At 38.3% G+C, this 14,577-nt stretch carries 13 protein-coding genes and 1 pseudogene; all 14 read right to left on the bottom strand.

All coding sequences use genetic code 11. From position 1 onward, the window contains the following. Nucleotides 1–43: 43 nt before the first annotated feature. The 14 genes and pseudogenes from fliD to EUBELI_RS01080 all read right to left on the bottom strand — a co-directional run bounded on the left by fliD (nucleotide 44) and on the right by EUBELI_RS01080 (nucleotide 14,570). Nucleotides 44–2,158 carry a flagellar filament capping protein FliD gene (gene fliD, locus EUBELI_RS01145; RefSeq protein ID WP_012738511.1) on the bottom strand — a complete coding sequence of 705 codons (2,115 nt, stop codon included), beginning with the start codon at nucleotides 2,156–2,158 and terminating at the stop codon, nucleotides 44–46. 3 nt (nucleotides 2,159–2,161) lie between these two features. Beyond that, complete coding sequence (locus EUBELI_RS13495) at nucleotides 2,162–2,614, bottom strand: flagellar protein FlaG (protein ID WP_012738510.1); 453 nt, start codon at nucleotides 2,612–2,614, stop codon at nucleotides 2,162–2,164. A 128-nt stretch (nucleotides 2,615–2,742) separates the two neighbouring features. Beyond that, on the bottom strand, nucleotides 2,743–2,964 hold the full coding sequence (gene csrA, locus EUBELI_RS01135; protein ID WP_012738509.1) for a carbon storage regulator CsrA: 222 nt from the start codon (nucleotides 2,962–2,964) through the stop codon (nucleotides 2,743–2,745). Nucleotide 2,965: 1 nt separating this feature from the next. Then, a complete protein-coding gene (gene fliW, locus EUBELI_RS01130; RefSeq protein WP_012738508.1) occupies nucleotides 2,966–3,421 on the bottom strand; it encodes a flagellar assembly protein FliW in 456 nt (151 codons plus the stop codon). A gap of 60 nt (nucleotides 3,422–3,481) precedes the next feature. Beyond that, nucleotides 3,482–5,038, bottom strand: a complete 1,557-nt coding sequence (gene flgL / locus EUBELI_RS01125; protein ID WP_012738507.1) for a flagellar hook-associated protein FlgL — start codon at nucleotides 5,036–5,038, stop codon at nucleotides 3,482–3,484. 15 nt (nucleotides 5,039–5,053) lie between these two features. Continuing rightward, nucleotides 5,054–6,625, bottom strand: coding sequence for a flagellar hook-associated protein FlgK (gene flgK / locus EUBELI_RS01120; protein ID WP_012738506.1), 1,572 nt, complete (start codon nucleotides 6,623–6,625; stop codon nucleotides 5,054–5,056). Between the two features lie 35 nt (nucleotides 6,626–6,660). Further along, a complete protein-coding gene (gene flgK / locus EUBELI_RS01115) occupies nucleotides 6,661–8,601 on the bottom strand; it encodes a flagellar hook-associated protein FlgK (protein WP_012738505.1) in 1,941 nt (646 codons plus the stop codon). Nucleotides 8,602–8,795: 194 nt separating this feature from the next. After that, nucleotides 8,796–9,308, bottom strand: a complete 513-nt coding sequence (locus EUBELI_RS01110; protein WP_012738504.1) for a flagellar protein FlgN — start codon at nucleotides 9,306–9,308, stop codon at nucleotides 8,796–8,798. Nucleotides 9,309–9,322: 14 nt separating this feature from the next. Then, complete coding sequence (gene flgM / locus EUBELI_RS01105; RefSeq protein ID WP_012738503.1) at nucleotides 9,323–9,604, bottom strand: flagellar biosynthesis anti-sigma factor FlgM; 282 nt, start codon at nucleotides 9,602–9,604, stop codon at nucleotides 9,323–9,325. A gap of 137 nt (nucleotides 9,605–9,741) precedes the next feature. Continuing rightward, entirely contained in the window at nucleotides 9,742–10,161 is a 420-nt protein-coding gene (locus EUBELI_RS01100) for a flagellar protein (protein ID WP_041687880.1), read from the bottom strand. Nucleotides 10,162–10,212: 51 nt separating this feature from the next. Then, entirely contained in the window at nucleotides 10,213–10,944 is a 732-nt protein-coding gene (locus EUBELI_RS01095) for a ComF family protein (protein ID WP_012738501.1), read from the bottom strand. Nucleotides 10,945–10,990: 46 nt separating this feature from the next. Beyond that, a pseudogene (recD2, locus tag EUBELI_RS01090) lies at nucleotides 10,991–13,247 on the bottom strand (SF1B family DNA helicase RecD2). Between the two features lie 40 nt (nucleotides 13,248–13,287). Continuing rightward, nucleotides 13,288–13,722: a hypothetical protein gene (locus EUBELI_RS01085; protein ID WP_012738498.1), complete on the bottom strand. Its 435-nt coding sequence runs from the start codon at nucleotides 13,720–13,722 to the stop codon at nucleotides 13,288–13,290. A 14-nt stretch (nucleotides 13,723–13,736) separates the two neighbouring features. Further along, complete coding sequence (locus tag EUBELI_RS01080) at nucleotides 13,737–14,570, bottom strand: flagellar hook-basal body protein (RefSeq protein ID WP_012738497.1); 834 nt, start codon at nucleotides 14,568–14,570, stop codon at nucleotides 13,737–13,739. Between the last annotated feature and the right edge of the window lie 7 nt (nucleotides 14,571–14,577).

Genomic DNA, 14,577 nt, shown 5'->3' with positions numbered 1-14,577 from the left:
CTCCATGATATATGGATATCCCATAATTTAATATATTCTATAATTAACTGAATAAACCTGTCAACGATGATGACTGCGCATTCATCTTAGCCAATGCTGATTCCATTGCTGAGAACTTACTATAATAATAATCTTCCCATGTAGTAACTTTATCTTCTGCTTCTGATATCTTAGTATTATACTCTGAATACTGTGTATTCATCTGCTTATCATTATATATAGTATAAGCACTACTTGTTGATGATGCTGCCATCTTCTTTCCAAGATCAGTATACAATTGTGTAGATAACTGTGAAAAGAATGATATAACCGTATCAGGGTCACTTGCTATCATTTCTCTCAGTTTATCTGTATTAGCTGATGTCTTAGAATCATCCTTATCACCATCTATATGATATACACCTGTTTCATTCTCTGGAGAATTAAAATATCCAAGTGTGGCTATTCCAAAACTAGAAAGTGAATAGGACTTATCTCCCACCTTGAATGATCTTGCCATATCATTCTTCATAGTATCAAGAACGCTTCCAAGTGTTGAATCTTTTCTAAGAAGTGAATCCTTAATCTTTTCTTCCCACTTCTTAACCTCATCATCAGACATTGCATCTTTCTCATCACTTGTTAGAGGCTCATAGCCCTTAGAGCTTGCCGCATTGTAGGCAACATCTACAGACTTGACAAGATCGTTATAATCCTTAAGGAAGCCCTTAATCATATCATATATGCCATCTACATCCGTGTTGGTTGTGATAGTTACTTCATCATTACCAGTAACTTCCATTGCCTCAATTGTAAGACCATTGATTGAGTAGTTATTAGAGTTGTTAGTAAATGTTGCCCCATTAAGCTCAATCTCTGAATCCTGTCCTGTTATTCTGACAGCACCTGAAGATGACGCACTACCAGCAACATTTGATGCCATTGCAATCTTAGAGTCAAGCAATGCCTTAGCTTTAGCCTGTCTGTCAGCATTAGTATCGTTTACTTCCTGTAATATATTGGCATTAGAAGCATCTGCCACAGCTTTTCCATCATCGCCGATTGTTACATAATCCTTAGTATCCTCAATAACCTTGGAATTATCATCATACACCTTAATCAGTGATTCATTAGACGCTTTTTTCTTTACCGCAGCCTCATATTCATCCTTGACACCATCTTTTTCCATAGCCTCTGTGTCATATTCGTACACAACTTTGCCATCAGAATCTTTAACTGTATTGCCCTCTGAATCCACCTTTTCCTTCTTATACTTATCATAAGCATTAAGAATATCTGGTGTCTCTGTCTTAAGCTTTGCGACATATTCATCTAATGTCAATGAATGATCCCAAGTATCATCTGCTGCCAGTGCATCAAGCTTATCCTTGGCTGCATTATACTTATCAGCATAACTCTTGGCAGTATCCTCAGCTGTAATCTTACTATACATACCTTCAAGTTCTGTATTATATGCATCACTGCCCTCTGTTAAAGCTGCCAGTCTCTTGTATTCTGCTGAATCAGTATCATTAACTGTATATATTCCAAGCTTCTGTAATGCATTAAGTCCGTTAGAGTCATTAGCCACAAGCGAGAAATCGTTATCCTTGCCTGACTCCTTAGAGCTTATAAAGAATCTTGCATTATTCTCATCAAAGCTTGCATTAACGCCAGCTTCCTTTAACTTAGATACGAACTGGTTAACATTCATATCTGATGTTATATCAATACTCTTGGTTCCAGAAGCAGTCTTAAAACTTATAGAACCATCTGTTGTTCCAACTATGTCTGATATCTTAGTATCACCTGTAACCTTGCTTCCATCAGCAGCTTTAATCTGTCCACCTGTAAGATATCCTGTTGACGCCAGCTGCTTAACCTTAAGTCTCTGTGTTCCGCTTACCGCAGATGAACTTGCAGAAACCTTAGCATACTTATCATTAGACACACTTGATGTCTTCAGATTATAACTTGTAGAAAATCTTGCACTTGAAAGCTTTCCGCTATAGAACCCATAAATACTTGTATTCATGGTCTTCCACTTTTCCTGCTTCCATGAAAGCTTGGTCTGTGCTTTAACAAGATTGTCTTTCTTTAACTTATATGATGATACGAGCGCTGAAACAAGTGATTCTGTATCCATACCCGATACCATACCAGATAATCTTATTGCCATAGCTTATCTCCTCTCATCTACTATGATACCTGCAAGCTCCCATGCCTTGGCAAGCATCTCAAGAGCTTTCTCTGAAGGTATCTCCTTAATAACTTCGTCTGTATCTTTATCTTTAATCTTAATTGTGATTCTGTTAGTTGGTTCGTTGTAGCCGAATTCTGCAATCGTATTGTTGTTAAGGACTTTCCTTATATCCTTAACATCAGCCATAGATTCAGCTTGCTTCTTTGCCTTGTCATTGTCATTAGCGTTGTTGCCATTCTTCTCACTGTCTGCTGCCTGTCCTACAGAAACTGCTACATTAGATGCTGCTGACTTTGCTGAATCAACAACAACCTCATTGCTCTTATCTGTAGCTGATGTAACACTGCTTACCTGTGATACCGGCTTAGCAGCCTGTAAATTCTGGCTCTGGTAGCTTGACGCTGCCGCTACTCCATTAACTTCCATTCCCATGATACAATTCCACCTCCGTGTGAAAACAAAACTTTATCCTGTAGTTACATTCATGTTGTACTGCATATATCGGAAAATGTTAAGTAAAATTTAACCCTTTGGACAAAAATATACACAAATAAAACAAATCATTTCTTAAATAACTGGTTAAGAGTCTTCACATCAACCGAACTTGCTGCTTCCTTATTAGAATCAAGTATCTGTGCATACACTTCCTTACGATATATAGGTACTGACTTCGGAGCTGATATGCCAAGCTTTACCTGGTCGCCCTTGATTTCGATTATTGTAATCTCAATATCATCATTAATAATGATTGCTTCGTCTTTCTTTCTTGATAATGCGAGCATATTAGTTCTCCTCCTTCTTTAGAATATCGTATATAGGATATCTTACCTGATATTCAGAATTATCTGCTATAAGCTGTATTCCCTTCATCGTATCAAAATCAACAATGATAGGAGCTTTAAGATTAATTGTCATCTTAGTAATATCCCGTGGTACCGTAAGCGCACAGTACACTCTGATATTATCATCCTGTATATCATCTCCGAGAGCCTTAAGAAGCTCATCCTCAACAACAGGATCATATGTCTCAAACACAAATTCCGGCTTCATGACAGGAAGTGCAAGTGTTGGCTCATCAATCGCCTGAAGCCATATAATTGATATATTCTCCTCTTTCTCTGCGTCATACACAAGAGTATACTTCTTCCAGTCCTCAAATCCAATAATTCCCTTATCAAATGTGATGATTTTATCCTCACTAACTTCAATCTCTCCAAACCATTTAGTCTGTACTTTCATGTCAAACCTCCAATTTTATAATCTATCCTTTATCCCTGCTACATATCCTGCTAAAACTTACTATCTGAGGAAATCAAGCAGTGACTGCTGTACAACCTTACTGGCTGCTGATAATGCTGCCTGATATACAAGCTCTGCTGATGTATATGTAACAACAATCTCCTCAAGATCAATATCTTCATTCTGTGACTTCAAATCAGTAAAGTTAGTCTTCTGTTCTGTAAGTCGTGTCTTAGTAAGATCCAGTCTTATCTGTCTGTTTCCAACATCTGCCTTAGCATTTGATACCTGATCCATATATCCCTGCATCTGACCAATTCCTGCCTCAAAAGCATTCTTCATCTCAGACTTTGCAAAATCTCTCTGCTTTGTAAGTCCTTCCATAATAGTTTTAAGCTTTTCCTGTGAAGCATCATCGCTATACTGCGAATCCTTCTGCATTGATTCAACCTTAGATATCTGGGCATCAATATCAAGAACATTCTGAACTGTATTTACAAGGTCATTAACGTTTCTACCAAGATATATGTTAAAAGCCTCGTCAGCCTCTGTATTAACCTTTAACTTTTGTGAGAAATTAACTATGTATTCAATATCCTCACTCTTTTTATCATATACAACTCCTGTATTATTATCAACACAGTCAAAATACATTGTCGGGTCTATATCACCCTTTATGAAATTGCTCTTTTCATATGTAACTGAGAATTCATTATTCTGGTATACAGACTGATATACATTCTGTCCAAGAAGCAGCTCCCCTGTTGTTGCATTTATGGCAATCTCATTATCTCCCGGAATATAGTCAGGATCTGATGTTGTAACAACGCTTACCTGATTCTGCACAACACTGCCATCTGCTTGAGTTATATCAGCTGTAAGGCTGCCATTCATTGTAACTGTTCCATCTGCATTGATAGTAACATTTGCAGAATTATTATTTCCCATTCCTAATGTAAATGTTCCGCCATTAATCTCATCATAAGCTAACTGTATTCTGTTTACACTCTGGATATTAGGTGTAATTATATTTCCATTAGCATCTGTCTTAACTGTAAGATTTAATATATCATCATTACTGTAGGCATTAGTATATGCTGTCTTTGTAGAAAGATCTTCCCTTGTAAAATTCTGGGTAATTGAATAATCAACATTCTTAGCATCTGCATCGGACTGATATGTAAGCGGTCTGTCAGTTGCATGTCCCGTAAATACATATCTTCCTGCATAATCTACATTTCCCTGTTCATAATAAGCCTCCACAAGCTTATTAAGACTTTCTGCAAGAGTATTTCTTTCAGATTCTGAATAAGAATCTGTAGAGCCCTGCACACAATATTTGTATAAATCCTTGATAATACTGTTACTTTCATCAAGTGCATCATGTGTAACACTAAGCCATGATGATGCATCCGGTATATTCTTTCCAAGATACTGGGTTACCTCATCAAGACTCGAACGAAGTCTTAATGCCCTTATCGCAATAATTGGATCGTCAGATGGCTTGCTTATCTTTTTTTGTGTAGAAAGTTCTGTACTCAGAGTATTTATCTGATTTTTATTAACCTGAATATTCGAAATCGAACTGTTAATCATCATCTGGTTAGTGATTCTCATAATTTTGTCTCCTTGTTATACTCCCGTGTTATTTATAAGTCTGTCATATAACTCATTCATAACACTTAACATTTTTGAACTGAGATTATAAGCTTCCTGAAATTTTACAAGGTCCATTGCTTCTTCATCCGTATCAACTCCCATTACAGAAAGTCTCTGGTTCTGGATAGTTGTCTGAAGATTCATATAATTCTTTGTAAAATTGATTGCCTTACTTGAATCTATTGACATATCACTGACGATACTCTCAAGGAAAAATGAACCTGTACCGCCATCATATATTCTGGCATCTTTAGTATTAATAAGGTCTACTATCAAATCTACATTTGCTTCACCATCGCTTACATTGTACTTGGTTGCAAGAAGGTCTGCGTTATCAAGTAAAGCCTGATTAACCGTAACTGTGCTTGCTGTAAGCGCCTGTGAATTTTCCTTCATAACAAAAAGTGAAATCCCCTGTGCCGAACCATCAGAAGTTACACCCTTATTAAGTATCTCATTAACAGATGATGCAAATGTCTGTATAAACTGATTCAGCTGTGACTGATAATATGGAACACCTTTATATTGTGTGTTCTTATCCTTCTGGCTTTCAGTTTCTGTAAGAATATTACCATCTGCATCTGTCTTATATGTAGAATTACCGGCAGCATCTGTTGTAGATGCGTATTTCTCAATTTCACCATTACAGCCATCTCTTATATCAATAAGTCCTTTTAATTCACCACTTAAAGAATCACTGTAAATATAAAACTCCTGACCATTCTCCCACTGTATATCATAAAGTCCTGCTGCATCAGATACATTTCTTGGATTCTCCCTTGCAACAGTCTGGAGAGTATGGTAGTTATACCCATCAACAAGACTATTACCATTGATTGTTATCTGAAGATTAGTAAGATTGTTACCCATATCACTTTCGCTTACTGTTATATTAACAATCTGTGACAGATCATCAATCAAGGCATTTCTCTGATCCTTCAAATCATTGGCGTTACCGTAATTTGCCTGAATCTGGTTAATCTGCTTATTAAGCGATGAAATATTCTGTGCCAGGGAATTAATCTGCTGTACAGCATCTTTAATCTCATTATTGGCATCAACCTGAACATTTCTTAAGTTAGTTGATAAAGTATTAAAATAATCTGTAAGACTCTTTGCATTATTAATAAGCTGGTTCTTTGCAGATGTGTCAGCCGGAGTACGGTCAAGCTGGTTAAGTGCTGAAAAGAAATTTTCATACTCTGTGGAATATCCCTTTAAAGTAAATTCATTAAGATAATTCTCTATCTGTGACATATAACTGTTCTTAACATTATACTGTCCATAATTAGTATTATTATTCCTGTACTTCTCATCATAGTAGGAATCTCTTGTCTGGTTGATTGCATCAACAACAACTCCTGAACCGAGTGTTCCATATCTTGCATAAGTTCTCAGCGCATCAGCTGCTTTGGTTGATGCAGATTCCCTTGTGTATCCTTTAGTATTAATATTGGCAAGATTATGTGATGTAACATTGATTGAAGTCTGTGCAGCCTGCAATCCTGTATATGCAATTGTTAATCCAAAAAATGTTGATGCCATAAATCCTCCTTATTTGTGAAGCAGCTGCGACTGTTTTATGCATTACCAAGCGATGTTACAAGATGCTCTAACATCTGATTTACAACATTGACATATCGTGATGCTGCATTGTATGCCTGCTGGTATTTAATCATTTTCTCTAATTCTTCATCGGAAGAAACGCCCTCAGACTGAAGTCTCTGGTTATCATATCCATCAACCATAGTAGTCTGATTGCTTACATAATTGCCAAGCGCTTTTCCTAGTGTCGCATACTCTCCAATAAAGTTATTATAAAATGTCATGAAATCTGATTTGGCATATGTATCAGGATTAAGTGACGCAAACTTTTCATCCCATGCATCTACCAGTTCCTTAGCCCTGTCAAAATCTTCTTTTCCCTGAACTGTAGAAAGTGGAATCTTTCCAACATTCTGGGCTGCTTCCGGATTAATCTGTAGATTGCCAAGCTTATAAAGCGATTCATAATCTGTTTCATTAAGATTATTTCTTATATAAATTGTTTTTCCTGAATCATCAGTTGTCTTAATATATCTGTCAGTGCCTTTTCTTGAAAATAGCTCTGTTCCTACCGTCTTATCATCATCCATTCCATATCCGGTCTTGTCCATATCAAGCATTGAATATGTATATGAATCAACCGGCACTTCTGCGCCCCCGAAGCTCATATATAACTTTTCTCCGGAAGAAAAGCTGTATGTTCCATCTCCATTATCAGTTCCGGTAACCTCGCGTCCATATCTGTCGAAAAGCACCTGCTGGCTGACAGAATTGTATGTATATATATCTGCCTGAATCTCTGTTCCGTCTGGCGCCATATAAGGATTATTCCTTACCTCTGACTTTTCCGGACAAAGTATATTATTAATCTTCTCAACAATGCCATTGACAAGCTTATCGAATCCAGCCATAGCACTAAGAATTGCAGATGGCTCAATATAAGTATTGTAATATTCCTGTGCCTTGTAATATTTGTTATATGCTTCCTGATATGCTGCCCTTCCATCAGCAGTACTCATATCATAATCCGAACTGCTTGGTGCTTCAGGAACAACCGTATAATCAACAACCATATTGCCTCTTGCAATAAGAAGTCCCTTAAGTTCACCCTTGTCTGTATCATCTACATTAGATGCCTCTGTACTTAAATCATACACATCTCTTTCATATCCCGGCCATGTAGGAATAACAAGGTTCGTGCCTTCAACAACTCTTGTATCCATCTTCGCAAGTTCTCCCATTGTTATAAATGGAATTCCTTCAGCAGATATAACTACTTCCTTGCTGTCATTCTCGTAATATGTAATATCAATATACTTGCTGAGTTCATCGATTGCCGCATCTCTTTCATCTCTTAAATCATTGGCATCCTCAATTCCTGTAGACTCAATCTTTGATATTTTCTTATTCAGTGTATAGATTTTGTCTCCAAGCTTATTAATTGAATCAACCATATTCTTAACCTGTGTATTAAGTGTTGTCTGGTAATCCTTCAGTCCTTTATATACATTTTCAGACTTTTCAATAAAAGCTGTTGCATTCTGGATAAGCGATGACCTCGCTACTGTACTTGTAGGATTCTTGGCCAGCTCATTAACAGAATTATAAAGATTAATAAGATATGATTCATATGTAACGCCCTGCATCTCGCCAAACTGGTCTTCTATCTCTTCAATCGCCTTATACTGGCTCTCATAAAATCCAAGTCTGGAATTTTCATTTCTGTATGCCTGATCTATAAACTGGTCTCTTATTCTTCTCACTTCAGAAACCGCAACACCAAGTCCATAATCCGGTGAACTCACCTTATCACTGGTATTCACTCTTACATACTGTGTATCTGAAAATGTGACCTGCTGTCTTGTATATCCCGATGTATTAATATTTGACAGATTGTGTGCTGTTGTATTAAGTGCTGTCTGTGCTGTCTTAAGCCCTGTTGTTCCAATAAACAGCCCCGCCATTCCGTTAGCCATAAGGTCACCTCTTTCTTAAAATTTAAAATCATCTGATATGTATATCGACACATTTTTCTGATAAAACACCCCTCAGGGCTTAAAAAAGCCACATTCTCATTGTGAAAATGTGGCTCATTCCCGAACACGGATAAGCACATATACATCATCCGTGATAATATCCAATTATAAATGTAAAATCATTCATGCAGCCATTACTGCTTTGCATCAAAACTGCCACCGCCTAAGCCGCTGTTCTCCTCATAAGCTCCCTTTCCATAGTTAGCTGTCTGTGGTGCCATGCTTGCATTCCTGGCCAGATTAATCTCGAATTCTATCATATCCATAGACTGCTTAAGAAGCTGCTTATTATTATCATTAACTTCTGTCAGCTGTTTAACAGTATTCTTAAGATTAAGATACGACTGTTCAAGTGCATCATGTTCTTTAGGCTTCTTCTCCAAAAGTCTTACAATCTCTCTGACTTTAACCTCTGAAGGTGACAGATGCAAAATCTTACATATGTCTGTAACACACGCCTCTCGTTCCGTCTCAAGTCTTGTGATTACATCAATCAGCTTCTGCTCTTTCCCAAATATTTCCTGAAGCTGCTCAACATTGCCATTAACAATAGCAGCAGTCTTATTATTAGACAAGTCCAGCAGTGCTGTATACTGTCTGTTTTCATCATCCATTATATTAATCAAAGAATCAATCAAACTTGCCATCTAATAAAACCCCGCTAAAATGTTAATGTAGAAATGTTGTTCAAAATCTTATCTGCAACAGCTTCTGAACTGATATTATATGTTCCTGCTGCCATGCGTGCCTTGATATCGGCAATCTTATCTTCCCGAACATCGGAAGCCGCGCTCACTGCTGTTCTGGCTGTCTGATATGTCCTGGCTGTGTCAGAAATTTCAAACTTATCACTAGCCGATGATGTCTTTGCTGTAGCCTTAGCTTTAGAAATCTGGCTGGTCTGATATATCTGATTAACAGCATTATAAGCATCTATACGCATATTAACCGCCTCACTTTCTATTAATTAAAACAGATAACTCCTGCTTTATGTGTAAGATATCGGACGGTTTTTCAAAATACTTTATACCTCTTTTGAAAAAATGCTAATTAATTATCCGGGTAAGTTTCACCCTTTAATTACTTATCAAGGAATCTCATTCTTGCCTTTTCTCTTCTCGCTCTTTCCTTGTCAACATTGCCTACGGCCGATGTAGCACTTCCATACATGCTGCCAAGCCTGTTAGCCATGTCATACTTGCATCTTTCACAGTATCTTCCTGTTTTTATGGTAGCTCCGCATACTTCGCATGCAATGCCAATAGGTGAATCATCACTGAACGACAGTCTTTCTTCTCTTATCCACTGCTCAATCTGTCTTGTACTTACATCACAGTTCTCTGATATATCTCTCATATCAGATCTTGGATTATCTTCTATATATTGCTTAACCTCCTGAAACTTTTCTTCAAGTTTCTTCATACAGTCAGGGCAGAGTCTGTATGCGCCCCCGATATAATTATATAATCTTCCACAATTCTTACAATTTCTAACTTCCATAAATCCTCCTTGTTAAGCATCATTGTTTTGCAAAACAAAACCGCATCCGCACTAGAATCCGTCGCCAATGCACAAACTTACCCCATACACTTCCTGAACGCCAGCATGCTTGAGTACTGCAGCACATGCATCAAATGTTGCTCCTGTTGTATATATATCGTCCACAATTAAAACTTTACTATATCTTACAACTTTTTCTCCTGCTTGAAAAGCATTTTGCAGATTTTTAACCCTATGTGCATTATCCAGTTCTTTCATAGGAACTGTTTTAACAACTCTCACAAGAGCTTCACAATCCATAGGGATACCAATAAGCTGTTCCAATTCTCCTGCAATCAGCTCTGCCTGGTTAAACCCTCTTTCCTTAAGTCTTGAACTGTGAATAGGCACAGGAATCAGTGCATCTGGCGCCCAGGCATGAATCATGCTGCCACACTTGTCTGCAATCTGTTTTGCATAGATACCTGCATATTCCCTTTTATTGTGATACTTGAATCTGTATATTGAATCCTTGATGCACTTAGAATATTCATACACAGCGCATGCCTGGTCATAAACATGTTCTTTCCTGCTGCAATCACTGCAATATTCCACTTCATCATTTTCAACCGGTTTGCCACATTTAAGACAGACCGGCTCACTGACATAGCTCACCTTGCGCATACAGTCCGGGCATATATCAACCCTGCTGCCCCCAGCAAAAGGTGCCGGCTTTCCACACATAGGACACGCTGGCGGAAGTACCGCATTAACTGCCTCCATTAATACCTTCTTATAATCCATAATCCCCCATTATTGTCATCATTATCACATATAAACATATCAATTATCATTGTCCAAAATCTTCAATATGTCTGATTTCTTCAATCCTGTCTGTGAGTGAAGAATATCGTTTTGACTCTGATACATTGTCAGCCATAAGCCTGAATATCTCCTCTTCCCCAACGAGGCACACACATTTTCTTGCTCTTGTAACTGCCGTATACAGAATATTCCTGTTCATCAGCATTCTTGGTCCCTGCGACATCGGAATAATAACCGCCGGGTACTCACTTCCCTGTGATTTGTGAACTGTAATCGCATACGCAAGTTCAAGCTCATCAAGCTGAGAGAATTCATAAGTAACGAATCTGCCATCTTCGAATTTCACAGTTACATTCTCATCAAATGTGCTTATTCTCTCTAATAACTCCGGTATCCCCGTTAAATGCGCCCGTTCCCTGTTCTGTTGGAATACCGTATCTGCTTCGTTTTTCCCATGCAAGCTGATAGTCATTCTTAATCTGCATAACCTTATCACCTTCACGGAAAGTAACATCACCGACCTGTCTTTCCTGCTTGATAGCATCAGCCGGATTAAGAAAATCCTGCATAATCTTATTAAGACGTTCCACCCCGACATTGGATTTTCGCGATGGAGTAAGAATCTGAAGGTCATACACATCGGCACCTACATAGTCCGGAAGTTTGTCCTTAATAAGCGTTTTCATCGCATTTATAATATTGTCAGCACCGTTTCTGTGAACAAAGAGAAAATCCTTGCTGTACTTGTTAAGTACTACCTCCTCACCCCTGTTTATCTTATGGGCGTTAATAATAATCTCACTCTGTGCCGCCTGTCTGAATATCCTCTCCAGCTTAACAACCGGAAAACATCCGGATTCTATAATGTCTTTAAGTACATTTCCCGGACCTACACTTGGAAGCTGGTCCACATCACCTACAAGAATCAGTTTTGTTCCAATCGAAACAGCTTTAAGAAGTGAATTCATAATGCTAATGTCTACCATTGACATCTCATCAACAATAATAACATCAGCTTCAAGCGGATTGTCCTCATTTCTCTCAAAGAACATAGACAGCCCTGTTGCCGCCGACTTTCTGTCACCCTCAGGAACGCCGCCGCTTATCTCTAACATTCTGTGGATAGTCTGTGCTTCATATCCACAGGCTTCTGTCATTCTCTTGGCTGCACGTCCCGTAGGCGCTGCCAGCCTGATTTCCAGACCTTCCAGCTCAAAATATTTGATTATTGTATTAATAGTTGTAGTCTTACCGGTTCCCGGACCGCCAGTAACAATAACAAGCCCGTTTCTTACTGCTTTCGCAACAGCCTCTTTCTGGATATCATCAAGAGTTATTCCTTCTTTATCCTCAATCCTTGCAATCCTGTCATCTATGAATTTCTGGTCTTCCTCAATCTGGACGTCAAGATTATTAAGCATAGCTGCAACATTTGCTTCCATGTTGTAATACATACGGGCATAGACACATTTTACATTGTCCTTAACCTTAACAACTATCTTCTTATCCATTGTCAGGTCCATAAGATATTTGTCATAATCCTGAACATCAATCAAAAGCAATTCGTTTACCTGACGCACAAGCTTATCATACGGAAGATATGTGTGCCCCTGCATTGTCGCCTGATTAAGCACATAAAATATTCCGCTCTTAATCCTGAATTCAGAATCAATCTTGATTCCGGCACGCGAAGCAATCTCATCAGCCGTCCTAAAACCGACACCCTCTATGTCATCAGCAAGCCTGTACGGATTCTGTTCAAGAATGTTATAAATGTCGTTTCCATAACGCTTAAATATTTTGTTGGCAAGATTCATCTGGATTCCATAACGCTGAAGAAACATCATTGCTTTTCTGATGTCTTTCTTGTCAATAAGCTGGTTCGCTATATCCATAGCTTTAGACATGCTTATTCCTTTAATCTCAGCCAGACGCTCCGGTTCTTCTTCCATAATCCTGAATGTATCATCGCCAAATGTCTTAACTATTCGTTCAGCCATCTTCTCGCCGATACCCTTTATTGCCCCGGAGCTTAGATAACGCCTTACGGATGCAGCATCATCCGGCGCTCTGAACTCATAAGATGTGACTTTAAACTGCATGTAGTAAACTGCATGCTTAACAAATTCGCCTTGTGCGGTAATAAATTCACCTGTGTTGATATAGCTTAACACTCCAACACAGGTGATTTCTTCATCATCGTATACAATATTAAAAACCGTATATCCATTGTCTTCATTCCTGAAGATAATATTCTCCACAAAGCCCTCTACATATTTCACAGACTCGTAATCCAATCTGTTATCTCCTTTATGTTAAATATTATTTCTGCTCATCTGCCTTAGGAATAGACTCTGTAGAATAATTTCTCTTCATCTGCTCATAAAGCGTCTGTGCTATTCCAAGTCCTTTGCCATGATTAGAATCAGTCATAAGCTTGGCATAAGATGACACCATCTCATCTCCAAAGTAACTCCCCAAAGTATTAAGTGAAGTATCCTCTGTTCCACCAATTCCAGCCATAGAAGAGAACAGATTGCTATCTTCGTCATCCGAATCAATCTTAGCCATCTTCTCCATTGACTTAAGAACCTGTTCAACAAAATAACTTTCAAAATCCTTGCATACAGACATAAGTTCATCGTCTGATGCCTTAGAATAATCAGTACCGGTAAGTTTATTAGTTAAAGAACCCGCCTTAGAATCATACACATCTGAATAATTCATACTGCTAAGTCCTGTGATAGAATCACTCATACACTGCACCCCACTTATCTCTTAAGGTTATTAGCCTGCTCCATCATTGTATCAGATGTTGTTATAGCTTTAGAGCATAACTCATATGCTCTCTGTGCTGTAATAAGATTAACCATCTCAGTTGCAACCTGAACATTAGATGCCTCAAGATATGATTGTCTTAAGGAACTCTTCTTCCCAACTTCATCATAATCCTCATTAAGCGGAACACCTGAAGCTTCTGTCTCGCCAAGATAGCTGCTTCCAAGCTTATCAAGTCCTGCCGGGTTAGAAAACTGATATAGACCAATCTTAATTCCAATAGGTGCCGGATTGTTAGACTCATCAGGATATAAAAGATTGCCATCCGTATCAATAGTTATAAGATTCGTCTTATAATCTTCCCCATTAGCATCCTGCCCAAGAACAATCTCTGCGCCATCTGCGCTGAGCACAGGATATCCTTCAGAAGTACTGAGCATTACGCCTTCTGTAGCTGTTGCCCATGTAAAATGTCCATTTCTTGTATAAACAGTATCACCTGTGTTAGTATCCCTCACTGCAAAAAAACCATTTCCATCAATAGCAAAATCAGTTAAACTGTCAGTTGCATTAAGAGCACCCTGTGTATATATTGATGTTACTGCTGAAACTCTTGAGCCAAGTCCTACCTGTGCTCCAACAGGCTTATCATCTCCGTTAGCTGAAGTAGTCTTTGCCTGAAGATTCTGATAAAGCAGAGACTTAAACTGAGTCTGCTCCTGCTTATATCCGATTGTATTAACATTTGCCAGATTATTGGCAATAGTATCTACGCTTGTCTGCTGGCTCATCATTCCTGATGCAGCAGTCCACAATGATCTCATCATATCGTTA

Source organism: [Eubacterium] eligens ATCC 27750 (assembly GCF_000146185.1).
GTDB lineage: Bacteria > Bacillota > Clostridia > Lachnospirales > Lachnospiraceae > Lachnospira > Lachnospira eligens.
Note: the sequence above shows the minus strand (reverse complement) of the source record. Positions and strands in the feature narration are given on the sequence as shown.

What these genes read in the sequence shown, in the direction of transcription:
- fliD (WP_012738511.1), bottom strand. Translation starts at nt 2,158, where the DNA reads ATGGCAATAAGATTATCTGGTATGGTATCGGGTATGGATACAGAATCA.
- EUBELI_RS13495 (WP_012738510.1), bottom strand. Translation starts at nt 2,614, where the DNA reads ATGGGAATGGAAGTTAATGGAGTAGCGGCAGCGTCAAGCTACCAGAGC.
- csrA (WP_012738509.1), bottom strand. Translation starts at nt 2,964, where the DNA reads ATGCTCGCATTATCAAGAAAGAAAGACGAAGCAATCATTATTAATGAT.
- fliW (WP_012738508.1), bottom strand. Translation starts at nt 3,421, where the DNA reads ATGAAAGTACAGACTAAATGGTTTGGAGAGATTGAAGTTAGTGAGGAT.
- flgL (WP_012738507.1), bottom strand. Translation starts at nt 5,038, where the DNA reads ATGAGAATCACTAACCAGATGATGATTAACAGTTCGATTTCGAATATT.
- flgK (WP_012738506.1), bottom strand. Translation starts at nt 6,625, where the DNA reads ATGGCATCAACATTTTTTGGATTAACAATTGCATATACAGGATTGCAG.
- flgK (WP_012738505.1), bottom strand. Translation starts at nt 8,601, where the DNA reads ATGGCTAACGGAATGGCGGGGCTGTTTATTGGAACAACAGGGCTTAAG.
- EUBELI_RS01110 (WP_012738504.1), bottom strand. Translation starts at nt 9,308, where the DNA reads ATGGCAAGTTTGATTGATTCTTTGATTAATATAATGGATGATGAAAAC.
- flgM (WP_012738503.1), bottom strand. Translation starts at nt 9,604, where the DNA reads ATGCGTATAGATGCTTATAATGCTGTTAATCAGATATATCAGACCAGC.
- EUBELI_RS01100 (WP_041687880.1), bottom strand. Translation starts at nt 10,161, where the DNA reads ATGGAAGTTAGAAATTGTAAGAATTGTGGAAGATTATATAATTATATC.
- EUBELI_RS01095 (WP_012738501.1), bottom strand. Translation starts at nt 10,944, where the DNA reads ATGGATTATAAGAAGGTATTAATGGAGGCAGTTAATGCGGTACTTCCG.
- EUBELI_RS01085 (WP_012738498.1), bottom strand. Translation starts at nt 13,722, where the DNA reads ATGAGTGATTCTATCACAGGACTTAGCAGTATGAATTATTCAGATGTG.
- EUBELI_RS01080 (WP_012738497.1), bottom strand. Translation starts at nt 14,570, where the DNA reads ATGATGAGATCATTGTGGACTGCTGCATCAGGAATGATGAGCCAGCAG.